The organism is Variovorax sp. 38R (assembly GCF_014843395.1).
Classification (GTDB): domain Bacteria; phylum Pseudomonadota; class Gammaproteobacteria; order Burkholderiales; family Burkholderiaceae_C; genus Variovorax; species Variovorax paradoxus_H.
Map to the genome: position 1 here is coordinate 5,482,138 of NZ_CP062121.1, position 24,334 is coordinate 5,506,471.

Consider the following 24,334-nt stretch of genomic DNA (forward strand, 5'->3'; position numbering starts at 1 on the left):
CGACGGGGATGGGGAGACGGCCGCCCGCGCGGCGGCGCGCTCAGGCCGCACGCAGTTGCTCGTCCGCGATGGCAGCGGTCGCAACAGGCGGCTGGCTGCCGTGCTGCGCGATCAGCGAGGTGAACTCGTGCAGCCGCTCCTGCAGCGCAGCCAGGTGGCTCTCTTGCGCGGCGATCTCGGCCAACCGGTCGTCAAGGCTGCCCGCGGCGTTCTGGATGCGTTCGATCGCCTCGATGCGCTTGCTGAAATTGCGGCGGCGTTCCTTGAGCTGCGCATCGATCTGCGCGCTCGCACCCTTGCTCCAGCGCTCGACCTCGGTCATGGCGGCTTCGTTGACGAGCCGCAGCCGGCTGGCCAGCGCACGCACCAGCTTGTCGCAGAAGTCGGCCTGCGCGAGCTTGATCAGGTTGCCCACGCCCAGGTAGTGGATGTGGCTGCGCTCGATCTGGCCCAGCTCCTGCTCGAAGCCGCTCAGGTCGGGCTCGGCCGGCGCTTGCAGCGTGAAGCCCTGCTCGGCGTTGAGCTGGCGGAAGGTGGCGTGCAGCATCGACTGGATCTCGGCCGTCGTCGCCTGCACTTCGCGCAGGTTGTTACGCAGCGCATCGAAGGTTTCGCCGTACACCTTGCGCACGTTGAATTTGACGCCGGGGCGCTTGAGCGCCGCGGCCAGCTTCACCATGTCAGCCTTGAGCGCCGTGCGCCCGAGCACCGCGTACACCTCGCGCAGCAGCTTGCCCTGCACCGAGCGCAGCGCCAGGATGCGGGTGTTGCTTCCTTCGAATTCGGCGTGTTCCTGGTCGATGCGCGCGCGCATGTGGCGGATGACCGACACGTTCTTGCCGCGCAGCCCCTGCAGTTCCAGCGCCTGCTCCGACAGGTCGCGCTGGCGCACCTTCAGCAGACGCTCGGCCTCGGTGCGCAGCGCGGTCATGCCGGCATCGACGGCGAGCCGCAGCATGGTCTCGCGCTTGCCGAGCACGCCTTCGCCGAGCAGCGCTTCGAGCGCCGGCAGCCGGCTGGCTTCGAGCAGCGCCGCGTCATGACCGATCTTGGCTTGCAGGCCCTTCTGCGCCGACACCGGCAGCACCTGCGCCAGCGGCACTTCGAGCAGCCGGGCTGCGCCTTCGCGCTGGCGCTCGATCTGCTGCGCGATCTGCGCCGGGGTGCTCAGCGTGTCCCACAGCGTGTCGATCTTGTTGAGCACCACGAAGCGCGTGTCGTGGCTCTCGTCGCCGGTGATCAGGTGCTCGCGCCAGATCGACAGGTCGGAGCGGGTCACGCCGGTTTCAGCGCCCAGGATGAAGACGACGGCATGCGCCTGCGGAATCAGGCTCACGGTGAGTTCGGGCTCGGCGCCGATCGCGTTCAGACCGGGCGTGTCGAGGATCACGAGCCCCTGCTCCAGCAGCGGGTGCGGCATGTTCAGCACCGCATGGCGCCAGCGCGGAATTTCGACGCGGCCTTCGGCGTCCTGCACCGGGTTGTCGTCGGGCGTCTCGGGATTCCAGAAACCGAGCGCGCGGGCTTCGTCCTTGCTCACCCAGCGGACTTCGGCCACCTTGCCCATGGCCTGGGCCAGCTGCTCGGCGTCCTCCACGTCGATGGGCAGTTCGGTCCATCGCGTGGGCCGCTCGCGCCAATGGGTGAGCGAGTGCGGCTCCAGGCGGGTTTCGATCGGCAGCAGGCGCAGCTTGGGCGCCAAGGCGGCGTCGTAGCCGAGCTCGGTCGGGCACATCGTGGTGCGCCCGGCGCTGGCCGGCATGATCCGCCGCCCGTAGCCGGCGAAGAAGATCGCGTTGATCAGCTCCGACTTGCCGCGCGAGAACTCGGCCACGAAGGCCACCATGACCTTGCTGGTGCGGATCTGGTCTTCGAGTGCGCGCAGCCGTTCGGCCACGGCCTGGTCGAGCAGCTCGTTGTCGGTCAGCCAACGGGACAGCCACTGAAGGCGGCGTGCGAAGTTGCTCCGCCAGGCGCCGTGCTGATCGAGCTGTTGGTTGAAAGAGCGGCTCAAGGGGAAGATGTAAGTAAGAATTTACAAATATAACATCGCGACATGGCGAATGGGGTACCGACAGGAGTTTGCCCCGAAGCGGGCGCCACCGGGTCGACCTTCCCTACGATTTCTGGCAATGGGGACAGTAATAGGTAGAGCGCTGCCCCTGTTTCATCTGCCGGATCGGCGTGCCGCACACCCGGCACGGCTCGCCCGCGCGGCCGTAGACGGTCGCTTCGAGCTGGAAGTAACCGTTCTGCCCGTCCACGTTCGAGAAGTCGCGCAGGGTGCTGCCGCCCTTCTCCACCGCCCGCGCCAGGATATCGCGCACCGCCGCATGCAGCTTTGCCGCGCGCGGCCGGCTGATGCGCGCCGCCGACAAGGTCGGGCGGATGCCGGCCATGAACAGCGCCTCCGACGCGTAGATGTTGCCGACACCCACCACCACGTCGCCCGCGAGCAGCACCTGCTTGATGGCTGTGCGGCGTTTCTTCAGCCCCGCGTGGAAGGCGTCGAGGTCAAAGGCATCGCCCAGCGGCTCCATGCCCAGCCCGCCGAGCAGCTTGAGGGCCCAGGGCGCCTCTTCGTCGTCCACATAGACCACGGCGCCGAAGCGGCGCGGGTCGTTGAGACGCAGGGTCCCGAGTTCGGTGACGAGGTCGAAGTGGTCGTGCACGCCGGGCTCCGGCAGGTGGATGTCGAAACGCAGGCTGCCCGACATGCCCAGGTGCAGCAGCAACAGGCCCCGGTCCAGGTCGATCAGCAGGTACTTGCCGCGGCGGCGCACCTCGCGCACGCGGCGCCCGACCAGCGCCTGCGGCAGCACCATCAGCGCCCAGCGCAGCGGCTTGCCGATGCGCACGGACTCGATGCGCGCGCCGGCGATGCGGTCGGCAAAGCCGCGCCGGGTGACTTCGACTTCGGGTAGTTCAGGCATGAAAAGTAAAACTCCGGCAGCGACGAAGCCCCATGCGGCGCTCGTTCAAATGGCTGGATTATTATGGTCAGATGAACCCATCGCCCCGCCGTCACCGCCTTGCGGCGGCCGCGTCTCTCGTGCTGCTTGCCTATGCAACGCAGGCCCAGTCTCTTGAACCCACCGCCGCCGGCAACCCCGCTCCCGCCATCGAGCGCACAGCGCCGCCGAAGCCGCCGGTGCGACCCCGGGCCACCACGGCCGCCAAGCCGGCCGCCGAGGCCGCACAGCCGTCGGCGCTGACGGCCGACCTGTTCTACGAAATCCTCATGGGCGAGATCACCGCCCGTTCCGGCGACCCCGGCTCCGGCTATTCGCTGGTGCTCGACGCCGCCCGGCGCCTGCGCGACGGCAAGCTGTTCCAACGCGCGGTCGAAATCGCGCTGCAGTCGCGCTCGGGCGACGCGGCCATCTCCGCGGCGCGCGCCTGGCAGGAAGCGCTGCCCAATTCGCGCGATGCCCGGCGCATCGAGCTGCAGATCCTGATCGCGCTGAACCGCATCAGCGAAACCGTCGATCCGCTGCGCGCCGAGGTGGCGGCCACCTCGCAGATCGAACGCCCCCTGCTGATGGCGGTGATCGCGCGCACCTACGGCCGCGCCGCCGACAAGAAGCTGGCCGCCTCGGTGGTCGAGCAGGCGCTGGTCGATGAACTCAAGAGCCCGACCACCGGCGGCCTCGCCTGGGCCACCGTGGGCCGGCTGCGCCTGAACGCCGGCGACCCCTCGGGGGCACTGGACGCGGCGCGCAAGGGGCAGGCGATCGATCCGGCGTCCGAGGCGCCCTCGGCGCTGGCGCTCGAGCTCATCGACCCGGGCCAACCGCTGGCCGAGCCGATCGTCACGCGCTACCTCGCCAACAACCTCAAGGCCTCACCCGACCTGCGCATCGCCTATGCACGCACGCTGGTCGAGAACCGCCGCTTCAGCGACGCCACCGCACAGCTCCAGACCCTGACCACCTCGCGCCCCGAACTGGCAGAGCCGTGGCTGCTGCTTGGCAGCCTGCAGATGCAGGCCCGCCAGGAAGCGGCGGCCGAGACCTCGCTCAAGCGTTACGTCGACCTGATGACCGCGCCGGGCCAGAGCCAGGACGCCGGTGACGTCGCCGACCGCAAGCGCGGGCTGACACAGGCGTATCTCGTGCTCTCGCAGCTGGCCGAACGACGCAAGGATTTCCAGGCGGCCGACCGTTGGGTCTCGCGCATCGACAGCACCGACAATCAGAGCGCCATCCAGGGCCGTCGCGCCAGCCTGCTCGCCAAGCAAGGCAAGCTGCCGCAAGCCCGCGAGCTGCTGCGCGCATTGCCCGAGCGCACGGCGGACGAGCGCAAACAGAAACTGCTCGCCGAAGCCCAACTGCTGCGCGAAGCCAAGCAATACCAGGCTGCCTACGACCTGCTGGCCCAGGCCTCGGCCGCTGCGCCGGACGACGGCGACCTCGTCTACGACCAGGCCATGATGGCCGAGAAGCTCAACCGCCTCGACGACATGGAGCGGCTGCTGCGCCGTCTGATGACGCTCAAGCCCGAGAGCCAGAACGCGTACAACGCGCTGGGCTACTCGTTTGCCGAGCGCAAGATCCGGCTCGACGAGGCCCGCACGCTGATCCAGAAGGCAGTGCAGCTCGCGCCCGAAGACCCGTTCATCGCCGACAGCCTGGGCTGGGTCGAGTTCCGGCTCGGCAACACGGCGGAGGCGATCCGCATCCTCGAAGCGGCCTACAAGACGCGGCCAGACCCCGAGATCGGCGCGCATTTCGGTGAAGTGCTGTGGGCAGCCGGCCAGAAGGACCGTGCCGTCGCGATCTGGAAAGAAGCGCTGCTGACGGACGCCGAGAACGAGACGCTGCAGGAAACCCTCAAGCGCCTGCGCGTCAAACCCTGAATGGCATCGATCACGCACACGGCTCCCGCGCGGGGCGACGAGGCCTTCACCCGCCGCGCGGCGCTCGGCGCAGGCGGCGGTGCATTGCTGCTGTGGCTGACGGGCTGCGCCCAGCTCTCGGGCGGCTCCACTGCCGCTCCCGGGCGTTCGGCCAGCTGGAGCGGCCGCATGTCGCTGCGCATCGACAGCGAACCCGTCCAGACTTTTGCCGCCCTGTTCGAGCTGCGGGGCACAGCCGAAACCGGCGACCTGACGCTGACCACGCCCATCGGCAGCACGCTCGCGCAACTGCACTGGGCGCCAGGTGAAGCGCTGCTGAAGAACGGCAGCGACACCCGCCGCTACGACTCCGTCGATGCACTGATCGAAGCCGCCACGGGCGCCGCCATTCCGGTCGGCGCACTGTTCGGCTGGCTCGACGGCCGCGCCGACCCCGTGCCCGGCTGGCGCGCCGACCTGGGCCAACTGTCGAACGGCAGGCTGCAGGCCACGCGCGAATCCCCCGCGCCCCGGGCCGACCTGCGCATCGTGTTCGAACGCTCATGAAGGCGATCTACGACCTGCCTGCGCCGGCCAAGCTGAATTTGTTCCTGCACATCACCGGGCGGCGCGACGATGGCTACCACCTGCTGCAGTCGGTCTTCATGCTGATCGACTGGTGCGACACGCTGCACGTCGAGCTGCGCAACGATGGCCAACTGAGCCGCGAAGACCTCACCACGCCGCTGCCGGCCGACGACCTCGTGCTGCGCGCCGCCCGCGCGCTGCAAGCGCACGCCGCACCCGGCCAGGGCGCGCACATCGGCATCGCCAAGCACGTGCCGGCACAGGCGGGCATGGGCGGAGGCTCGTCGGACGCAGCCACCTGCCTGCTCGCACTCAACCGCCTCTGGAACCTGAACCTGCCGCTGTCGCGCCTGGCGCAGATCGGGTTGAAGCTCGGTGCCGACGTCCCTTTTTTCCTCGGTGGACGCAACGCCTGGGTCGAGGGCATCGGCGAAGAAATCACACCGGTAAACTTGCCGCCAGCGCGCTTCGTGGTGGCCAAGCCACCCGAGGGACTCGATACCCGACTAATTTTTTCTGCGGATGATCTGGAACGGGCAACTCCTGTTGCTATAATCTCAGGCTTTGCTGCAGATAGCGAACAGCTAGAAGCCACAAACCTCGGCAACGGGGTTTACGACTTCGGTCACAACGACCTGCAGCCGGTTGCCCAACGGCTTTGCCCCGCAGTCACCGACGCCATCGAATGGCTCGGACTGCAAGGATTCAAGGCCCGGATGACCGGCTCCGGAAGTTCGGTGTTCGCGAAAATTCAGCAATCGCCGCAGGAAGCGGAACTGCTCGAAGCCCCCCGGGGATGGCAGGTTCGACAATGCGACAATCTGGCGGTTCATCCACTCTGGGGATGGGCAGCCTGAAGAGATAATCGGAACGCTCTGCGGTTCGATGCGACATATATCGGTGGGTGGTGCAAACCATCAACCCGTGTAGGGGAGTCGCCAAGCTGGTTAAGGCACTGGATTTTGATTCCAGCATGCAAAGGTTCGAATCCTTTCTCCCCTGCCAAATCTCTCAAACTGCGGCCTGATGGCCGCAGTGCTTCTTTTGCAGTCCACCGGCTGCAATAATCGGCAGCCCACACAGGCCGCCACGACTCGAAACCTTTGGCGGCTTTCCCGCAAGCCCTTTGCACTGCCCGGACGCGCTCATGCAGGCCAATCAACCTGACTTCTTGGTTTTCACCGGCAACGCCAATCCCGGCCTTGCTGCAGAAATCGCGCAAAACCTCGGCACTTCGCTGGGCGCCGCACGCGTCGGTCGCTTCTCCGACGGTGAAGTCACCGTCGAGATCAACCAGAACGTCCGTGCCCGCGACGTGTTCGTGGTGCAGTCGACCTGCGCACCGACCAACGAAAACCTGATGGAACTGCTGATCATGGTCGACGCGCTCAAGCGCGCTTCGGCCGAGCGGATCAGCGCCGTCATCCCCTACTTCGGCTACGCCCGCCAGGACCGCCGCCCGCGCTCGAGCCGCGTGCCGATCTCGGCCAAGGTGGTCGCCAACCTGCTGGAAACCGTCGGCGTCGAGCGCGTGCTCACGATGGACCTGCACGCCGACCAGATCCAGGGCTTCTTCGACATTCCGGTCGACAACATCTACGCCTCGCCCGTGCTGCTGGGCGACCTGCGCCAGAAGAACTACGAAGACCTGATCGTGGTCTCGCCCGACGTCGGCGGCGTGGTTCGCGCCCGTGCGCTGGCCAAGCAACTGAACTGCGACCTCGCCATCATCGACAAGCGCCGCCCGAAGGCCAATGTCAGCGAAGTCATGAACGTGATCGGCGAGATCGACGGCCGCAACTGCGTGATCATGGACGACATGATCGACACGGCCGGCACGCTGGTCAAAGCAGCCGAAGTGCTGAAAGAGCGCGGCGCCAAGAGCGTGTACGCCTACTGCACGCACCCGATCTTCTCGGGCCCGGCCATCGAACGCCTCTCCAAGGGCGCAGCCCTCGACGAAGTGGTCGTGACCAACACCATTCCTCTTTCCGACGCGGCCGTCGCGTGCGGAAAGATCCGCCAGCTCTCCGTGGCACCGCTGATCGCCGAAACGATCCAGCGCATTGCCAAGGGCGAGTCGGTGATGAGTTTGTTCTCGGACCAGGACAACCTGTTCTGACCTGAGAGCGAAAAAGCGGGCCTCCTTCGGAGGCCTTTTTGAATCGGAGTCTCACTGGTCGCGGTGGACTCTCACAGGAGCTAGTTATGAAATTCGTCGCTTATGAGCGCGCAAAGCAGGGCACGGGTGCGAGCCGCCGTCTCCGCATCACGGGCAAGACCCCGGGCATCGTCTACGGTGGTGACACCCAGCCGCAACTGATCGAAGTCGATCACAACGCGCTGTGGCACGCCCTGAAGAAGGAAGCCTTCCACTCGTCGATCCTCGAAATGGACCTCGCCGGCGCCGTCACCAAGGTGCTGCTGCGCGACGTGCAATACCACCCGTTCCGCCAGCTGGTGCAACACATCGACTTCCAACGCGTCGATGCCAAGACCCGCATGAACATGAAGGTGCCGCTTCACTTCAAGGGTGAAGAAGAGTCCGACGCCGTCAAGCTGGATCACAACCTCGTGAACCACGTGATGACCGAACTGGAAATCAACTGCCTGCCGAGCGATCTGCCTGAATTCCTCGAGATCGATCTGTCGGGTCTGAAGAAGAACGCCACGCTGCACGTCAACGATATCAAGCTGCCCAAGGGCGTGAAGTTCGTGAGCCACGGCAAGACCAACCCCGTCATTGTGTCGGCCGTGCCGCCGCTGGTCTCGGAAGAGCCGGCACCCGCTGCCGAAGGCGCTGCTGCCGAAGGCGCTGCTGCTGCCGCTGGCAAGCCCGCCGCCAAGACGGCCAAGAAGAAGTAATCCTCTTTCTTTCCGTCCGCGAACAGAAGGCCCGCCTCGTGCGGGCCTTTTGCTTTGTGGGGCGGCGAGATAATTCCCACCATGATCAAGCTGTTTGTCGGCCTCGGAAACCCGGGCCCTGAGTACGAAGCCACGCGCCACAACGCCGGCTTCTGGTGGATCGACGCCCTGGCGCGCGACTGGAAGCTCAACCTCGTGCCCGAGCGCGGCTACCACGGCCTCGCGGCGCGCGCGAACATCGGCGGCCAGAGCATCTGGCTGCTGGAACCGCAGACCTTCATGAACCTGTCGGGCAAGTCGGTGGCCGCGCTGGCGCGCTTCTTCAAGATCGCCCCCGACGAAATCCTTGTGGTGCACGACGAACTCGACGTGGTGCCCGGCCAGGCCAAGCTCAAGTTCGGCGGCAGCCACGCAGGGCACAACGGCCTGCGCGACATCCACGCGCAGCTCGGCACCGGCGACTACTGGCGCCTGCGGCTGGGCATCGGCCATCCCGGCGTGAAGTCGGAGGTCGTCAACTGGGTGCTCAAGAAGCCGCTCAAGGAACAACGTGAAGCCATTGAAGACGCCATCGTGCGCACCTTGCATGCCGCCCCCGCCTTGGTGGCCGGCGAGATGGAAAAAGCCACGCTGATGATTCACACGAGCAAACCGCCGCGGCCCAAGCCGCCGAGGCGGGAGCCCGGCGACGGAGGCACGACGCCTGCCGCCACGTAGCCGGCCACAGGAGTGCAGGGAGGGAGAGAACTAAAAAATGAGAAGAAGAACGACGACGAAGAACAAGAAGACGGAAGAAGCCGCAACAAAGACGGCAGCAACCCGGGTGATGGCTGTCTTTGCGATCGCGCTGTCCGCCGCTTCCATGGGCGCTTCAGCCCAGACCTGGCGATGCGGCAATAGCTACTCCGACCAGCCGTGCGAAGGTGGGCAGACCGTGAAGGTGGACGACCGGCGTAGCGATGCGGACCGCAAGGCGTCGGAAGACGCCGCGCGCCGCAACGAACGCAGCGCCGGCCGGCTGGCCCGCAGCCGCCAGTCGCTGGAGCGGGAGGCAGTCGGGCAACGCGGTCCCACGACCTTCGATGCGGGGCGCTTCACCACGAACGCGCAGCCGCTGACACCCGCCGAAAAGGCCGCCCAGGCCCGCCAGCGCAAGCACACGACCGAGCCCCGCCCGACGAGCGCGCGCTTCAACAGCCCTTCGACCGGCGACGAGGCCCCGAAGGAAGCAGGCAAGAAGAAAAAGAAGAAGAAACCGTCCGGCTCAGACGGCTGACGACGGCGAGGCGGCATCCGACGCAGGCGGTGCCGCCTTGTCTGCCGTGAGACGCACGTACTTCTGCAACAGCGTCTCGCGGGTCTCCACATGGTCCGGGTTCACCGGGATGCAGGCCACCGGGCAGATCTGCACGCACTGCGGCTCGTCGAAGTGGCCCACACATTCGGTGCACTTGTGCGGATCGATCTCGTAGAACTCAGCGCCCATGTAGATCGCATCGTTCGGGCACTCGGGCTCGCAGACATCGCAGTTGATGCATTCGTCGGTGATCATGAGGGCCATGCCCCGATTATCGACGGAGCGGGCGAATGCCCCGCCGCAGGCCTTGCGGAGCCCCCGCCAGCGTCAGGGCGGTCCGGCGAGGAGCGACAAAGTTCACAGCCGAGGCACGGTTGTTGCACCAGTCAGTTATGCTGCGGCCCGCCCCATGAGTCTGTTTCTATTCAAGCGCATCGCCACGCTGATCGGCACCCTGATCGGCGCCTCGGTCATCGTTTTCCTCGTCCTCGAGATCCTGCCCGGCAATGCCGCGCAGATGCTCATGGGTCCCGACGCCTCGCCCGACGCTGTCGCCGCCCTGGCCACCAAGCTCGGCCTCGATCAGCCCGCGTGGACGCGCTACTGGCACTGGATCGCCGGCATGCTCACCGGCAACCTCGGCGACAGCTATGCCTACAGCTCGCCCGTCATCGACCTGATCCTCGAGCGCCTGGCTCTCACCGTGCCACTGGCCGTGATGGCGATGAGCCTGACCGTCGTCATCGCATTGCTCGTCGGTGTGACAGCCGCCGCGCGCCACAACAAGCTCGGTGACGTCGGCCTCATGGGCATGGCGCAAGTCGGCATCGCCATTCCCAACTTCTGGTTCGCGATCCTGCTGATCCTCGTGTTCTCAGTGCAGCTGCAGTGGTTCTCCGCCGGCGGCTTCGAGGGCTGGGGCGAAGGCATCTTCGCGGGATTGAAATCGCTGCTGCTCCCGGCCTTGTCGCTGGCCGTGGTTCAGGCCGCCATCCTCGCGCGCATCACACGCTCGGCCGTGCTCGAGGTGATGCGCGAAGACTTCGTTCGCACCGCGCGCGCCAAGGGCGTGTCCCAGCGCATGGTGCTGTGGACCCACGTGCTGCGCAACGCGATGATCCCCGTCATCACCGTCATGGGCATGCAGTTCTCCGAGCTTCTGGCCGGCACCATCGTGGTGGAAAACGTGTTCTACCTGCCCGGGTTGGGCCGCCTCATCTTCCAGGCCATCAGCAACCGCGACCTGATCGTGGTGCGCAACTGCGTGATGCTGCTCGCGGCGATGGTCGTCATCGTGAACTTCGTGGTCGATGTGCTCTATGCCGTGATCGACCCGCGCATCAAGGCGAGCGACGTATGAGCACGACCACCATTCCCAGCGCTGCCGCGCTCAAGGTGCCGGGCTTCTGGCGCCGCGCCCTGCACCACCGCAGCTTCGTGATCGGCGGCGTGCTGAGCCTGCTGCTGTTGATCGCTGCCGTGCTCTCCCTGGTCTGGACGCCCTGGTCGCCCTATGCGATGGACATGCCGAACAAGATGCAGGGCCCCTCGGCCACGCACTGGCTCGGCACCGATGCCTTCGGCCGCGATGTGGCCTCGCTGCTGCTGGTCGGTGCGCGTGCGTCCATCCTCGTGGGCGTGATCGCCGTGGGCATCGGCCTCGTCGTTGGCACGGCGCTGGGCCTGCTCGCTGCTGCGAGGCGCGGCTGGATCGAAGAAGCGGTGATGCGCCTGTCGGACTTCACGCTCGCCTTCCCCGCCATCCTCTCGGCGATCATGATGACCGCCGTGTTCGGTGCAGGCATCGTCAACGCGATCGTCGCCATCGGCATCTACAACATCCCGACGTTTGCACGCATCACACGCGCGTCGGCCAACGCCATCTGGTCGCGCGAGTACGTCGCCGCCGCGCGCGCCTGCGGCAAGGGATCGTTCGCCATCACGATGCAGCACGTGCTGCCGAACATTTCGGCCGTGCTGATCGTGCAGATCACGATCCGCTTCGCCATCGCGATCCTGGCCGAAGCCGCCCTCTCCTACCTCGGCCTCGGCACGCAACCGCCACAGCCTTCGTGGGGCCGCATGCTCAGCGAGGCTCAGACCCTCATGTTCCAGCAGCCCCTGCTGGCCGTTTTCCCCGGTATGGCCATCGCCCTTGCGGTGCTCGGCCTGAACCTGATGGGCGACGGCCTGCGCGACCTGCTCGATCCGCGCCTGGCGCGCGCGAGGTAAGCAAGCACGTCATGGCGCTTCTCGAAGTCAACGACCTCCACATCGGCCTGCAGACGCAACGCGGCCCGGCCGAAGCCGTGCGCGGCATTTCCTTTTCGCTGGAGCGCGGCGAAACGCTGGGCATCGTCGGTGAATCGGGCTGCGGCAAGTCGATCACCGTGATGTCGCTCATGGGCCTGTTGCCTTCGACTGCCAAGGTCACGGGCAGCATCCGCTTCGACGGCACCGAGCTGGTCGGGCACGACGAAAAGGACATGTGCCAGATCCGCGGCAACCGCATCGGCATGATTTTTCAAGAACCGATGACGGCGCTGAACCCGGTGCACACCATCGTGCGCCAGGTCGGCGAGCCGCTGCGGCTGCACCGCGGCCTGTCGAAGGCCGAGGCGCGCAAGGAAGTGCTCGCGCTGCTCGAGCGTGTCGGCATTCCCGATGCCGCCACGCGCCTCGATGCCTACCCGCACCAGTTCTCGGGCGGGCAACGCCAGCGCATCGGCATCGCGATGGCGCTGGCCTGCGGGCCCGACCTGCTGATTGCCGACGAGCCCACCACCGCACTCGACGTGACGATCCAGAAGCAGATCCTCGAGCTCATCCAGGGCCTCGTGGCCGAGCGCGGCATGGCGCTGATCTTGATCTCGCACGACCTCGGCGTGATCTCGCAGACGGTCTCGAAGATGCTCGTGATGTACGGCGGCAGCGTGGTCGAGAGCGGCCCGACCGATGCCGTGTTCGCCAAGCGCGCCCACCCCTACACCCAGGGCCTGTTCGCCGCGCGCCCTGCCATCGGCGCGCCGCGCGGCCTGCGCCTGGCGACCATCCGCGGCAGCGTGCCCGAGCTGGTCGACCTGCCACCAGGCTGCCCGTTCGCGGGCCGCTGCGCTTACACAGTGGATGCCTGCCACGCCACGCGGCCGTCCGCCACGGTGCTGCCACCGGACCACGCGGTGCGCTGCATCCGCCTCGAAGAAATTGCGGCCGAGCAAGCCGTCGCACCATGAATTCATCACCCCCGCTGCTGCAGGTGACAGACCTCGTGCGGCACTACGCCCTGCCGCGCGAAAAGCTCTTCGGCCCACCGCCCACCGTGAAGGCGCTCAACGGCGTGAGCTTCGAGGTGCAGGCCGGCAAGAGCCTGGGCATCGTCGGTGAATCGGGCTCGGGCAAGTCGACCATCGCGCGCCTCGTGATGGCGCTGGACACGCCGACCTCGGGCAGCGTCGCGCTCGAAGGCCGCAACCTGCACACGCTCTCGAAGGCCGACCTGCGCACCGCGCGGCGCGACTTCCAGATGGTCTTTCAAGACCCGTACGGCTCGCTCGATCCGCGCCAGACCGTCGCGCGCATCGTCGCCGAGCCGCTCGAAGCGCTGGCCGAAACGCGCCGTGCCGAGCAGCGCGAACGCGCCGCCGAAGCGCTCGCCGCCGTCGGCCTGCGCACCACCGACCTCGACAAGTACCCGCACGAGTTCTCCGGCGGTCAGCGCCAGCGCATCGCGATTGCACGCGCGCTCATCACGCGCCCCAAGCTCATCGTCGCCGACGAGCCCGTGAGCGCGCTCGACGTGTCCGTGCAGGCCCAGGTGCTCAACCTCATGCAGGACCTGCAGCAGCAGTTCGGCATCAGCTACCTGCTCATCAGCCACGACCTCGCGGTGGTCAACCACCTGTGCGACGACGTGTGCGTGGTGTTCAAGGGCCAGATCGTGGAACGTGGCGAGCCCGCCGAACTTTTTGCCCACGCGCAACACCCATACACCCGCACCTTGCTGTCGGCGGTGCTGCACACGCCGCCCGGCGGCACGCTGCGCGCCGCCTGAAGCCACCGGGGCGTGGCCTCGGACACATCGGTCATGAGCATCTGGTGGCGCAAGCGCTTGGCTTCGCGCAAGATCGCTCGCCCATCCGGGAACGTCCCGAGGAAATACCGCCCGCGCCGGCGCGCACCGGAGGGCCTGCTGCGAGAGAATGATCCGCTGCACGTGGCATCTTTCGTGCTGTGTGTCTTTCTTTCGTGGCGCTGCGCTTCCCTCTGGGGCACGGTGCGCGCCGAAGCAGTCATTCGACACTGACCGTTTTCCGGAGATCACCCCGTATGTTGAACCGTCGCACCCTCCTTACCACCGCCGGCGCCACTGTCGCCCTGGCCACTCCGCTGGCCGGCATGGCGCAGGGCCGGAAGGACGCCATCGTGATCGGCATGGCCCTGGAGCCGCCGGGCCTGGACCCGACCACCGGCGCCGCCGCCGCCATTGCCGAGGTCGTGCAATACAACATCCTGGAAACTCTGACCAAGATCAACGTCGATGGCAGCGTCACGCCGCTCCTGGCCGAGAGCTGGGAAATCTCGCCCGACCTGAAGACCTACACCTTCAAACTGCGCAAGGGCGTCAAGTTCCAGAACGGCGAGCCCTTCAACGCGTCCACCGTCAAGTTCGCGTTCGACCGCGCCGGCGGCGAGAAGAGCACCAACAAGGACAAGCGCACCTTCGCCAACCTCGCCACGCAGGTGGTCGACGAGCACACGGTCGTGGTCATCAACAAGGAGATCGACCCCGACCTGCCCTTCGTGCTGGGCCAGGCCACGGCCGCCATCGTCGAGCCCAAGAGCGTCGACACCAACGCCACCAAGCCGATCGGCACCGGCCCCTACAAGCTGGACAGCTGGGCCAAGGGCTCGTCGATCACGCTGAGCAAGTGGGAAGGCTTCCGCGCCCCCGCCGTCGCCAAGATCAACAAGGTCACCTTCCGCTTCATCTCGGACACCGCCGCGCAGGCCGCCGCCGTGCTCTCGGGCGACGTCGACGTGTTCACGCGCATCGGCACGCGCGCCGTGCCGCAGTTCCGCAACAACCCGCAGTTCCAGACCATCCTGGCCGGGTCGCGCGCCAAGACCATCCTCTCGATCAACAACAAGAAAAAGCCGCTCGACGACGTGCGCGTGCGCCGCGCCATCCTCGCGGCCATCGACCGCAAGGCCTTCATCGAGGGCGCGGCCGACGGCCTGGGCGTGCCGATTGGCAGCCACTACGTGCCGGGCGCCGCGGGCTATGTCGACACCACGGGCATCAACCCCTTCGACGTCGAGAAGGCCAAGAAGCTGCTCGCCGAGGCCGGCGTGAAGACCCCGCTCGAACTGCGCATGACCCTGCCCCCGCCGCCGTATGCGCGCCAGGGCGGCGAAGTCATCGTGGCCCAGCTCGCCAAGATCGGCATCAACGTGAAGATCCAGAACGTCGAGTGGGCGCAGTGGCTCAGCGGCACCTACGGCAACAAGGACTACGACCTGTCGATCATTTCGCACGTCGAGCCCTTCGACCTCGGCAACTACGCCAAGTCCGACTACTACTGGGGCTACCAGTCGAAGGCCTTCGACACGCTGTTCGACAAGATCAAGTCCACCGGCAACGCGGCCGAGCGCAACAAGCTGCTGGGCGAGGCGCAGAAGCTGCTGGCCACCGACGCGGCCAACGGCTTCCTCTACCAGCCGCAGTTCCCGACCGTGGCCAAGAAGAACGTCAAGGGCCTCTGGAAAGAGAACCCGATCTTCGTGAACGACCTGTCCGCGCTGTCGTGGGGATGAGCCCCGCAGTGTCCGACCCTTCCCTGCCTTCGTTGAGCGACCTGTCGGCGCAGGAGCTGTCCGCGGCCTACCGCGAGAAGCGCCTGTCGCCGGTCGAGGTGACGCGCGCCGTCATCGCGCGCATCGAGCACTGCGAGCCCCGGCTGCAGGCCACGTGGCTGTTCCGGCCCGAGGCTGCGCTGGAGCAGGCGCGCGCCTCGGAGCAGCGCTGGCAGCGCGGCGATGCGCGCGGCCCGCTCGACGGCGTGCCGACCACCATCAAGGAAAACATCGCCACGCGCGGTGACCCGCTGCCCGCGGGCACCGCCGCCGTCGACCTCATGCCCGCCGCCGCCGACGCCCCGCCGGCCGCGCGCCTGAAGGAGGCCGGTGCCGTCATCGTCAGCAAGACCACCATGCCCGACTACGGCATGCTGTCGTCGGGGCTGTCGAGCTTTCACACGCTCGCGCGCAACCCCTGGGACCTGAGCCGCACGCCGGGCGGTTCGAGCGCCGGCGCCGGTGCCGCCGCGGCCGCGGGCTACGGCCCGCTGCACCTGGGCACCGACATCGGCGGCTCGCTGCGGCTGCCCGCCAGCTGGTGCGGCATCTTCACGCTCAAGCCCAGCCTGGGGCGCATCCCGATCGATCCGCCCTACATGGGCCGCGCTGCCGGCCCCATGACGCGCACCGTCGGCGACGCCGCGCTCATGATGCAGGCGCTGGCCCGGCCCGACGCGCGCGACAGCATGAGCCTGCCCGCGCAGGACATCGACTGGGCCGCGTTCGACGTCGCGCCCGACCACTTGCGCGGCCTGCGCATCGGCCTGCTGCTCGACGCCGGCTGCGGCCTCGCGGTCGAACCCGAGATCCAGGCCGCGGTCGAGCTGGCCGCGCGCCTGTTCGAAAAGGCCGGCGCCATCGTCGAGCCGATGCAGCCCTTCATGTCGCAGGCCCTGCTCGACGGCATGGACCACCTGTGGCGCATGCGCTCGCTCGTGGACATGAAGGCCCTGCGCGCCGACCAGCGCGCCAAGGTGCTGCCCTACATCCGCGAATGGGCCGAAAGCGCTGCCGAGTTCAGCGGCGAGCATGTGTTCCGCAGCTTCAGCCAGTTCCACGCGACGCGCGTCACCACGGTGAACGCCTGCGCCCGCTTCGACTACGTGATCTCGCCGGTGTCGCCCAACATGCCGGCGGCGGCCGAGGCGCCCTCGCCCACCAACGACCCGCTGCGGCCGCTGGAACACATCGGCTTCACCGTGCCGTTCAACATGTCGGAGCAGCCGGCCGCATCGGTGAACTGCGGATACTCGGCCGGCGGTCTGCCGATCGGGCTGCAGATTGCGGGACAACGCTTCGACGACCTCGGCGTGCTGCGCGTGGCGCGCGCGTTCGAGCAGATCCGGGAAGTGCAGCGGCCCTGGCCGCTGGTCTGAACGTGCCTGGCCTGAAGCTCTTCAGGCCAGCTGCGACGACAGCATCTCCCGCGCCCGTGTCACGAACGCGGTCTCGCCCCGCCGTGCGGGCAACCACTGAAACGCCACGCGGGGCAGCGCCGGCAGCCCATGCGGCGGCGCGAGCCGCGCGATGCCCTCGCCGATCGCCGATTCGTTGAGGCAGGCCACGCCCAAGCCTGCCGCCAGAGCCGACTGCAGGCCCGCCACGCCTGACGCCACGTGCGCCAGCACGTAGGGCACGCGGCGGCGGCGCAGCAGGGCCACGGTGAACTGGTGCAGTGAGCAGGTGTCGGGCAGCGCCAGCAGCCGCACCGGCTCACCGCGCACCACGCGCAGGCCGGCCGCACCGAGCCACGCCAGCGATTCGCGCCGCAGCACGGCACCGCTGCCGCTCGCTGCGGCATTGGCACCCGCGATATTCATCGCCAGCCCCACGTCGAAATCGCCGTGCGCATACGCGGCGCGCAGTGCGTCGCTCTTCAGGATGGTCACGTGCAGCCGCACCTGCGGATAGCGCTCGCCGAGCCGGCCCAGCAGGCGGGTGAGGTCGCCGGGGCGGAAGTAGTCGGTCACGGCCAGCCGCAACTCGCCTTGCAGGGTTTCGCCGCGCAGGTCGCGAAAGGCCTCGTCGCTCAGCGCGAGGAGGCGCCGCGCATGGCCCAGCAGCCGCATGCCCGCCTCGGTGGGCACGACGCCGGCCTTGCTGCGGGTCAGCAGCGACTGGCCGGCGCGTTCTTCGAGCTTGCGGATCTGCTCGCTCACCGAGGACTGCGACAGGTACACACGCGGCGCCGCAGCCGTGAGGCTACCGGCGTCGGCCACCGCCACCAGGGTGCGCAACTGTTCGAGGTCGAAGCCTTGCATGGTGTTCACCTATCCATTCGCTTATCCGATTGATTTCATCATATCTTCCCGCTTTTCCGATGACGAGGCGCTGCCCACAATCACCCCATCGACCACCCGTTCTTCACCCCCCAAAGGAGTTCCCAATGCCCCACATCGTCGTCCACCTCTCCGGCCAACCTGACGCCGCCCTCACCCGCAAGACCGTCGACACGGTCGCCGAGCTCACGCAGAGCGTGCTCAGCAAGGCGCTGCCGGTCATCGCCGTCACGGTGCAGTACATCGCCGCCGACAGCTGGTTCATCGGCGGGCAGTCGCTGGCCGATCTCGGCAAGTCGGCCTTCCACCTGGATATCAGCGTGACCGACGAGACCAACACCAAGGCCGAGAAGGCGCGCTACCTGCGCGAGGTGTACGCGGCCATGGCGGCGCTGCGGCCCAACCTGCACGAGGTCTCGTACATCCACGTGATCGATGCGCGCGGCGCGGCCTACGGCTATGGAGGCAAGACGCAGGAGTACCGCCACCAGCAAGCAGGTGTCTAGGGCGTCTCACAGGGACTTGAAAGACGCCGAGGGGGCGTGGCACCATGCCGCCATGCCCTCCCACGGAACCCCGCTCGCCGCCGACAGCCTCGGCAATCCGCTCACGCTCGACGACGCCGCCAGCATTGCGCTGGTCGACGACTTCGTGATGGGCTTCATTTCGACCGACGCGCGCGCCGTGAACCTGCTGGCACTGGCCGAACGCGATGCCAGCCCGATCGTGCAGGCCTACTGCGCGACGCTGCACCTGTTCGCCGAATCGCGCGAAGCCGCCGCCAATGCGCGGCCCTTCCTCGACAAGGCCCGCGCCGGCGCTGCGCGCGCCACACCGCGCGAGCAGCGCTACATCGCCGCGGTCGAAGCCTGGGCCGACGGCGACATCGCGCGCGCCATCACGCTGCATGCCGAGCAGGCGCGCGAGCATCCGCGCGACCTGGTGTCGGTGAAGCTGGGCCAGTACCACTGCTTCAACACCGGCGACTGCCCCGGCATGCTGCGGCTCGCACTCGCGGCGCTGCCGGCCGCGGCCGAGGTGCCCTACGTGCACGGCATGGCGGCCTTCGGCTACGAGCAATGCCACCTGCTGCGCGAGGCCGAGGCCAGCGCGCGCCGCGCGATCGGCCTGTGCCGCAAGGAGCCCTGGGCGCACCATGCGCTGGCGCACGTGATGCTCACCGAAGGCCGGCTGACCGAAGGGCTGGCGTTCATGCACAGCGTGAGCGACACCTGGACCGGGCTCAACTCCTTCATGGTCACGCACAACTGGTGGCACGTGGCGCTGTTCCTCATCGACCTGGGCCGCGACACCGAAGCGCTCGCGGTGTACGACGAACACGCCTGGGGCGTGGTGAAGGACTACTCGCAGGACCAGATCGGCGCCGTGTCGCTGCTCGCGCGGCTCGAGCTCGCGGGCATCGACGTCGGTGCGCGCTGGGACGACGTGGCCGACCACCTGCGGCAGCGCCAGGCCGACCACGTGCTGCCCTTTCTCGACCTGCAGTACCTCTACGGTCTGGCGCGCGCCGGCCGGCCCGAGGCGCAGGTGCTGCTGCACAACATCGAGGCCTTCGCGCCCGTCGCGCCGGCGTCCACGCGCGCCGCGTGGCAGCGCGTGTGCGTGCCGGCCGCGCGCGGCCTCGTGGCCCATGCGCGCGGCGATGTGGCAGGCGCGGTCGAGGGCCTGGGCATTGCGCTGCCGCGCATGATCGAAATCGGCGGCAGCCATGCGCAGCGCGACCTGTTCGAGCAGCTGTATCTCGACGCGCTGGTGCGCACCGGCACCGAGTCCGCACTCGCAGGCGCGCAGGGCCTGCTGCAGCAGCAGCTCAACGGCCAGCCCGAATCGCTGCGGCTGCGGCGGCAGACAGACGCGGTCTACGCGCGGTTGGGTCTGGGGCAGCTCACCAGGGCGTGAGCGCTTCGCCACCCATGCCTTCCGGTCATGGGGCGTGGCACAAAAGGAATTAACGGCCGCGCGGGAGCGACTCCTAAACTGGCCGCTCCTCCCCTCTCCTCCTGTTCGCCCATGCAGCGCTCTCTCGTCACGCTGGCCGTTCTCGCGGCCCTCGCCTCGCCGTTCCACACTACCGCCACAGCCGCTGAAGCACCGGTCGAGCTCGACCTGCTGCTGCGCGGCGGCACCATCTACACGGGCGACAGCGACACGCCCGTGGTCGGCGACGTCGGCATCGCGGGCGACCGCATCGTGTTCGCGGGCCGCGCCATGCCGGCGCAGTTCCGCGCGCGCCGCACCATCGACGCCACCGGCCTCGTGGTGGCGCCCGGCTTCATCGACGCCCACACGCACGCCGACGCCGACCTGCTCTCGAACGACGCGCGCAAGCGCCTGAACACGCCGTTCCTCACGCAGGGCGTGACCACGGCCGTGATCGGCAACGACGGCTTCGGCGGCTACGACATCGCGGCGCAGACGCAGAAGCTGCGCGCCGTGCCGGTCGGCACCAACGTCGCGATGTACGCGGGCTTCGGGCCGCTGCGCATCAGCCAGCTCGGCGAGGCCAACCGCGCGCCCACGCCCGCGCAGATGGACGCGATGAAGCAGCACCTGAGCCGCGCGATGTGCGACGGCGCACTCGGGTTGTCCACCGGCCTGTTCTACCCGCCGCAGAATTTCTCGAAGACCGAGGAGGTCATCGAACTTGCGAAGGTGGCGGCCGCGCACGGCGGCCTGTACGACAGCCACATCCGCGACGAGGCCATGTACAACGTCGGCCTCAAGGGCTCGATCGACGAGGTGATCCGCATCGGCCACGAAGCCAAGCTGCCGGTGCACGTGGCGCACATCAAGGCGCTGGGCGTGGCTGTGCAGGGCCAGAGCGGCGACATCATCCGGCGCATCGAGAAGGAGCGCGCCGCGGGCCTGGACATCACGGCCGACCACTACCCCTGGACCGCGTCGAGCACGCGCTTCTCGGCCGCGTTGCTGCCGCCCTGGGCCAACGAAGGCGGCCGCGCCGCGACGCTGCAGCGCTTCGACGACGCGGCGCAGCAGGAGCGCCTGCGCAAGGACGTGCGCGAGAACCTGCGCCTGCGCGGCGGGCCCGAGGCCATCCTGTTCTCGGCCGGCAGCACGACGTACGTGGGCAAGACGCTGGCCGACGTGGCCAAGGCCTCGAATGCCGACCCGGTCGACGCCGCCATCGCCGTGCTGCGCGACGGCGACCTGATGATCGCCTCGTTCAACATGAGCGACGACGACGTGCGCGCCTTCATGAAGCGGCCCTGGGTCATGACCTCGTCCGACTCGTCGCTGGGCCATCCGCGCGCCTACGGCACCTTCGCGCGCAAGTACGACCAGTACGTGGTGAAGGAGCGCGCGATCTCGCTGGCGCAGTTCATCCGAAGCAGCACCTCGCTCACGGCCGACACGCTGGGGCTGGTGCAGCGCGGCCACCTGCGCCCCGGCTATCACGCCGACGTGGTGGTGTTCGATCCGAAGCGCTTCGCCGCCAAGGCCACCTACACGCAGCCCACGCTGCTGTCCGAGGGCGTGGTCACGGTGCTGGTGAACGGCCGTCTCGCGGTGGACGGCGGCCAGCCCACGGGCGTGGGCGCCGGCGTGCCGCTGCTGCGCACGCCGAAGCCGGGCAGCTGCCCGGCCTGACAAGGATCAGTCGTTCTTCAGGTGCCGCCGCTGGTCGTAGGTCGGCTGCGGCGGCATATCGACCAGGTGGCGCGTGTCGGCCCACTCGACGATCTCGATGGCGTCCGGCGCGGCCGGGTCGGCGATGCGGATGCGGTTGAAGCCCGCATTCGGAATCTCGCTCTGGCGCGGGCCGCTGAGGCTCAGGCCGCGCGCGGTGCGCCACACCATGTCGAGCACGCCGCCGTGGGTGACGACGATCAGGCGCTGGCCGCGGTGCGCGGCGGCGACGGTGCCGAGCGCGCCGATCACGCGCGCATGGAACTCGCGCGCGCTCTCGCCCTGCGGCATGGCGTGGTCTTCGCGGAACTCCAGCCACTCTTCCCAGGCGCGCGGATGCTGGCTCTGGATCTCGTCGGCCCGCATGCCCTCGACCACGCCGAAGTGCTGCTCGCGCAGCGCCGCCGAAGTGACCACCTCCAGCGCGAGCTGCTGCGCCGCGGGCGCCGCGGTCTGCTGGGCGCGCATGAGGTCGCTGCTGATGAGGTGCTGTGCCGTCTCGCCCGCCAGACGCAGGCCGAGGCGGCGCGCCTGCTCGTGGCCGATGTCGTTGAGCGGGACGTCCGCATGGCCCTGGAAGCGCAGTTCGCGGTTCCAGGCGGTTTCGCCGTGGCGGATCAGGATGAGGTCGGTGGGGGCGGAGTCGGGGATGCTGGTGGACATTGCATGCATTGTCCCCCGAGTGCATGACATGCCGGCTTCGTGCCAACCCGCTGTTGCACGACGGCCACCTCGTACACGCCGTCCGATCGCGCAGAATCAGCCCATGCCTCATCTTGTCCTGCTGCCCGGCCTTGCCTGCGACGAACGCCTCTGGGAGGCCCAGTTGCCCGCCCTGCCCGCCGCCTTCGGCGCCCGCGTGAGCGACGTCCAGACGCGCCACGACACCATCGAAGGCATGGCCAGCGCCGTGCTGCGCGAACACGACGGCCCGCTGGTGCTGTGCGGCGCGTCGATGGGCGGCATGGTCGCGATGGAAGCGGCGCGCCAGGCGCCCGAGCGCATCGCCGGGTTGATGCTGCTGGGCACCAGCGCACGGCCCGAAACGCCCGACATATTCACGCTGCGCGAAGGCGCCATCGAATGGTTCGAGCGCGGCGAGGTGCGCGAGATCATCGAGCCCAACGTCGCCTTCGCCTTCCATGCCGCGCAGGCCGCCAACCCGGCGCTGGTGCAGCGCTACCTGGACATCGTGCTCGGCGCCGGCGCGGCCCAGCTCATCCGACAGAACCACGCCGTGATGCGCCGCCCCGACGCGCGCACGCACCTGGCCTTGCTGCGCGCGCCGGTGCTGCTGATGTGCGGTGACGACGACCGCCTTGCGCCGCCCGAATGCACCCGCGAGATGGCGGCGCTGCTGCCGCGCGCCGAGGTGGTGTGGGTGCCGCAGTGCGGCCACATGCTGACGATGGAGAAGCCTGCGTTCGTCAACACGGCGCTCAACGCCTGGCTGGGCAAGCACTTCCCGAACGCTTGAGAGCCCCGGTCAGTGCAACTGGCCACCCGTTTCCGCGACGTCCTGCTTCACCGCGAGCGCGGTCTTCACGGTGATGCGCAACGCGTCGACCAGCGTCTCTAGCGCCATGCTCGGCGCACCCGGAAAGCGCGCCGCCTGTGCCGGCAGATAGGGAATGTGGATGAAGCCGCCGCGCACGCCCTTCGCCGCCGCGTGCGTCGCGATGCGGTGCATCAGCCCGTAGAAGAGGTGGTTGCACACGAAGGTGCCCGCGCTGTTCGACACCGAGGCCGGCACGCCGCCCGCGCGCAGTTCGCGCACGATGGCCTTCACGGGCAAGCTTGAGAAGTAGGCGGCGGGCGCGCCGGACACCACCGGAACGTCGATCGGCTGGCGGCCGAGGTTGTCGGGCACGCGGGCATCGTCGACGTTGATGGCGATGCGCTCCGGCGTGAACTCGGCGCGGCCCCCGGCCTGGCCGATGCAGATCACCAACGTCGGCTGGAGCTCGTCCATCGCGCGGTCGAGCGCATCGAGCGCCTCGCCGAAGACGCAGGGCACGAGGCGCGCATGCACGGTGGCGCGGCCGCACGTCCAGCCGTCGAGCGAGCGCACGGCTTCCCATGACGGATTGAGCAGCTCCTGCTCGAAGGGCTCGAAGCCCGTCAGCAAAACCGAGGGAGAAGCGCGCTTCGCCGGCATCGCATTCAGGCCATTGCGCGGACAGTGATGCCTTCCTGCTGCAACCGCTCGCGGATGCGCCGCGCGAAAGCCAGCGCATGCGCGCCGTCGCCGTGCAGGCACACGCTCTGGGCGTTGACCGCCACGTTGCTGCCGTCGATGGCGACCACGCGGTGGTCGCGCACCAGCGACAGGGTCTGCGCCAGCGACTGCTCTTCGCTCTCGATGAGCGCACCGGGTTGGCTGCGCGGCACGAGGCTGCCGTCGGGCATGTAGCCGCGGTCGGCAAACACTTCTTCGACGGGCTGCAGGCCGGCACGGCGGGCCGCGTCGATCATGTTGCTGCCCGCGAGGCCGAAGAACTTGAGCGAGGGATCGAAACGGCGCACCGCTTCGCACAGCGCCTCGGCCAGCTCGGGCTCTTTCACCGCCTGGTTGTAGAGCTGACCGTGCGGCTTCACGTGCGCAAGCCGGCCGCCCTCGGCCTTGACGATCGCGGCCAGCGCGCCGACCTGGTAAAGCACGTTCGCGACGATCTCCTCGGGCGGCAGATGCATGGTGCTGCGGCCGAAGTTCTCGCGGTCGGGAAAGCTCGGGTGCGCGCCGATCGCCACGCCGTGCGCCATGGCCCAGCGCACGCACTGCTGCATGGTCTTGGCGTCGCCCGCGTGCCAGCCGCAGGCGATGTTGGCGGAACTCACGAGGCCGAGCAGCGCTTCGTCGCTGCCGGCGCCTTCGCCGAGGTCGGCGTTGAGGTCGATCTGCATGGGAGGTTCTCCGTCTCGTGGGGCAGGTGCGGGAGCAAC

General features: G+C 68.3%; 25 protein-coding genes and 1 tRNA gene. 19 read left to right on the forward strand and 7 right to left on the reverse strand.

The window, feature by feature from the left end:
* Nucleotides 1–40: 40 nt before the first annotated feature.
* Entirely contained in the window at nucleotides 41–2,014 is a 1,974-nt protein-coding gene (locus IG196_RS25405) for a dynamin family protein (protein WP_192193533.1), read from the reverse strand.
* Between the two features lie 103 nt (nucleotides 2,015–2,117).
* Entirely contained in the window at nucleotides 2,118–2,933 is an 816-nt protein-coding gene (mutM, locus tag IG196_RS25410; protein ID WP_192193534.1) for a bifunctional DNA-formamidopyrimidine glycosylase/DNA-(apurinic or apyrimidinic site) lyase, read from the reverse strand.
* A 71-nt stretch (nucleotides 2,934–3,004) separates the two neighbouring features.
* Between mutM and IG196_RS25415 the strand changes: the two genes are divergently transcribed.
* The 8 genes from IG196_RS25415 to IG196_RS25450 all read left to right on the forward strand — a co-directional run bounded on the left by IG196_RS25415 (nucleotide 3,005) and on the right by IG196_RS25450 (nucleotide 9,566).
* Nucleotides 3,005–4,858, forward strand: a complete 1,854-nt coding sequence (locus IG196_RS25415) for a tetratricopeptide repeat protein (RefSeq protein ID WP_192193535.1) — start codon at nucleotides 3,005–3,007, stop codon at nucleotides 4,856–4,858.
* Nucleotides 4,859–5,404: a lipoprotein insertase outer membrane protein LolB gene (locus IG196_RS25420; RefSeq protein ID WP_192193536.1), complete on the forward strand. Its 546-nt coding sequence runs from the start codon at nucleotides 4,859–4,861 to the stop codon at nucleotides 5,402–5,404. It abuts the gene before it with no gap.
* Nucleotides 5,401–6,282: a 4-(cytidine 5'-diphospho)-2-C-methyl-D-erythritol kinase gene (gene ispE, locus IG196_RS25425; protein WP_101488768.1), complete on the forward strand. Its 882-nt coding sequence runs from the start codon at nucleotides 5,401–5,403 to the stop codon at nucleotides 6,280–6,282. Before IG196_RS25420 ends, ispE begins: the two co-directional genes overlap by 4 nt.
* A 71-nt stretch (nucleotides 6,283–6,353) precedes the next feature.
* Nucleotides 6,354–6,430: transfer RNA gene (locus IG196_RS25430), tRNA-Gln, on the forward strand.
* A 142-nt stretch (nucleotides 6,431–6,572) separates the two neighbouring features.
* On the forward strand, nucleotides 6,573–7,547 hold the full coding sequence (locus IG196_RS25435) for a ribose-phosphate pyrophosphokinase (protein WP_056573402.1): 975 nt from the start codon (nucleotides 6,573–6,575) through the stop codon (nucleotides 7,545–7,547).
* An 86-nt stretch (nucleotides 7,548–7,633) separates the two neighbouring features.
* Entirely contained in the window at nucleotides 7,634–8,290 is a 657-nt protein-coding gene (locus IG196_RS25440; protein WP_101488767.1) for a 50S ribosomal protein L25/general stress protein Ctc, read from the forward strand.
* Between the two features lie 81 nt (nucleotides 8,291–8,371).
* Complete coding sequence (pth, locus tag IG196_RS25445; protein WP_095949172.1) at nucleotides 8,372–9,007, forward strand: aminoacyl-tRNA hydrolase; 636 nt, start codon at nucleotides 8,372–8,374, stop codon at nucleotides 9,005–9,007.
* Between the two features lie 37 nt (nucleotides 9,008–9,044).
* Nucleotides 9,045–9,566: a hypothetical protein gene (locus IG196_RS25450; RefSeq protein ID WP_192193537.1), complete on the forward strand. Its 522-nt coding sequence runs from the start codon at nucleotides 9,045–9,047 to the stop codon at nucleotides 9,564–9,566.
* Here the strand turns inward: IG196_RS25450 and IG196_RS25455 are convergent.
* Nucleotides 9,555–9,851 (reverse strand): YfhL family 4Fe-4S dicluster ferredoxin, encoded by a 297-nt coding sequence (locus IG196_RS25455; protein ID WP_192193538.1) that lies wholly within the window; start codon nucleotides 9,849–9,851, stop codon nucleotides 9,555–9,557. The genes IG196_RS25450 and IG196_RS25455 overlap by 12 nt on opposite strands.
* Before the next feature lie 145 nt (nucleotides 9,852–9,996).
* On the opposite strand from IG196_RS25455, the gene IG196_RS25460 reads away from it, so the two are divergent.
* Genes IG196_RS25460 through IG196_RS25490 form a run of 7 tightly spaced genes read left to right on the forward strand, consistent with a single transcriptional unit; the run spans nucleotide 9,997 to nucleotide 16,819 of the window.
* On the forward strand, nucleotides 9,997–10,947 hold the full coding sequence (locus IG196_RS25460; protein WP_192193539.1) for an ABC transporter permease: 951 nt from the start codon (nucleotides 9,997–9,999) through the stop codon (nucleotides 10,945–10,947).
* Nucleotides 10,944–11,819 carry an ABC transporter permease gene (locus IG196_RS25465; RefSeq protein ID WP_192193540.1) on the forward strand — a complete coding sequence of 292 codons (876 nt, stop codon included), beginning with the start codon at nucleotides 10,944–10,946 and terminating at the stop codon, nucleotides 11,817–11,819. Before IG196_RS25460 ends, IG196_RS25465 begins: the two co-directional genes overlap by 4 nt.
* An 11-nt stretch (nucleotides 11,820–11,830) precedes the next feature.
* The gene (locus IG196_RS25470; RefSeq protein ID WP_192193541.1) at nucleotides 11,831–12,820 is read left to right on the forward strand and encodes an ABC transporter ATP-binding protein; all 990 of its coding nucleotides are present in this window, start codon (nucleotides 11,831–11,833) and stop codon (nucleotides 12,818–12,820) included.
* Nucleotides 12,817–13,638 (forward strand): ATP-binding cassette domain-containing protein, encoded by an 822-nt coding sequence (locus IG196_RS25475; RefSeq protein ID WP_192193542.1) that lies wholly within the window; start codon nucleotides 12,817–12,819, stop codon nucleotides 13,636–13,638. Before IG196_RS25470 ends, IG196_RS25475 begins: the two co-directional genes overlap by 4 nt.
* Nucleotides 13,639–13,671: 33 nt before the next feature.
* Nucleotides 13,672–13,890, forward strand: a complete 219-nt coding sequence (locus IG196_RS25480; RefSeq protein WP_143713533.1) for a hypothetical protein — start codon at nucleotides 13,672–13,674, stop codon at nucleotides 13,888–13,890.
* A gap of 23 nt (nucleotides 13,891–13,913) precedes the next feature.
* Nucleotides 13,914–15,401, forward strand: a complete 1,488-nt coding sequence (locus tag IG196_RS25485) for an ABC transporter substrate-binding protein (protein ID WP_192193543.1) — start codon at nucleotides 13,914–13,916, stop codon at nucleotides 15,399–15,401.
* Nucleotides 15,398–16,819 carry an amidase gene (locus IG196_RS25490; RefSeq protein ID WP_192193544.1) on the forward strand — a complete coding sequence of 474 codons (1,422 nt, stop codon included), beginning with the start codon at nucleotides 15,398–15,400 and terminating at the stop codon, nucleotides 16,817–16,819. The genes IG196_RS25485 and IG196_RS25490 overlap by 4 nt, the downstream gene beginning before the upstream one ends.
* A 21-nt stretch (nucleotides 16,820–16,840) precedes the next feature.
* Here IG196_RS25490 and IG196_RS25495 read toward each other — a convergent pair whose 3' ends face one another.
* Nucleotides 16,841–17,704: a LysR family transcriptional regulator gene (locus tag IG196_RS25495; protein WP_192193545.1), complete on the reverse strand. Its 864-nt coding sequence runs from the start codon at nucleotides 17,702–17,704 to the stop codon at nucleotides 16,841–16,843.
* A 125-nt stretch (nucleotides 17,705–17,829) separates the two neighbouring features.
* On the opposite strand from IG196_RS25495, the gene IG196_RS25500 reads away from it, so the two are divergent.
* The 3 genes from IG196_RS25500 (at nucleotide 17,830) to IG196_RS25510 (ending at nucleotide 21,352) form a co-directional block, all read left to right on the forward strand.
* A complete protein-coding gene (locus IG196_RS25500; protein WP_192193546.1) occupies nucleotides 17,830–18,228 on the forward strand; it encodes a tautomerase family protein in 399 nt (132 codons plus the stop codon).
* 52 nt (nucleotides 18,229–18,280) lie between these two features.
* The gene (locus tag IG196_RS25505) at nucleotides 18,281–19,642 is read left to right on the forward strand and encodes a tetratricopeptide repeat protein (RefSeq protein ID WP_192193547.1); all 1,362 of its coding nucleotides are present in this window, start codon (nucleotides 18,281–18,283) and stop codon (nucleotides 19,640–19,642) included.
* 111 nt (nucleotides 19,643–19,753) lie between these two features.
* Entirely contained in the window at nucleotides 19,754–21,352 is a 1,599-nt protein-coding gene (locus IG196_RS25510) for an N-acyl-D-amino-acid deacylase family protein (protein ID WP_192193548.1), read from the forward strand.
* Between the two features lie 6 nt (nucleotides 21,353–21,358).
* On the opposite strand, the gene IG196_RS25515 is transcribed toward IG196_RS25510, so the two are convergent.
* Nucleotides 21,359–22,054 (reverse strand): histidine phosphatase family protein, encoded by a 696-nt coding sequence (locus IG196_RS25515; RefSeq protein ID WP_192193549.1) that lies wholly within the window; start codon nucleotides 22,052–22,054, stop codon nucleotides 21,359–21,361.
* Between the two features lie 103 nt (nucleotides 22,055–22,157).
* On the opposite strand from IG196_RS25515, the gene IG196_RS25520 reads away from it, so the two are divergent.
* Nucleotides 22,158–22,868, forward strand: coding sequence for an alpha/beta fold hydrolase (locus IG196_RS25520; protein ID WP_192193550.1), 711 nt, complete (start codon nucleotides 22,158–22,160; stop codon nucleotides 22,866–22,868).
* A 9-nt stretch (nucleotides 22,869–22,877) separates the two neighbouring features.
* Here the strand turns inward: IG196_RS25520 and pcp are convergent, their stop codons facing one another.
* Nucleotides 22,878–23,549 (reverse strand): pyroglutamyl-peptidase I, encoded by a 672-nt coding sequence (gene pcp, locus IG196_RS25525; RefSeq protein WP_192193551.1) that lies wholly within the window; start codon nucleotides 23,547–23,549, stop codon nucleotides 22,878–22,880.
* 5 nt (nucleotides 23,550–23,554) lie between these two features.
* Nucleotides 23,555–24,295, reverse strand: a complete 741-nt coding sequence (gene pxpA / locus IG196_RS25530) for a 5-oxoprolinase subunit PxpA (RefSeq protein ID WP_192193552.1) — start codon at nucleotides 24,293–24,295, stop codon at nucleotides 23,555–23,557.
* Nucleotides 24,296–24,334 lie beyond the last annotated feature (39 nt).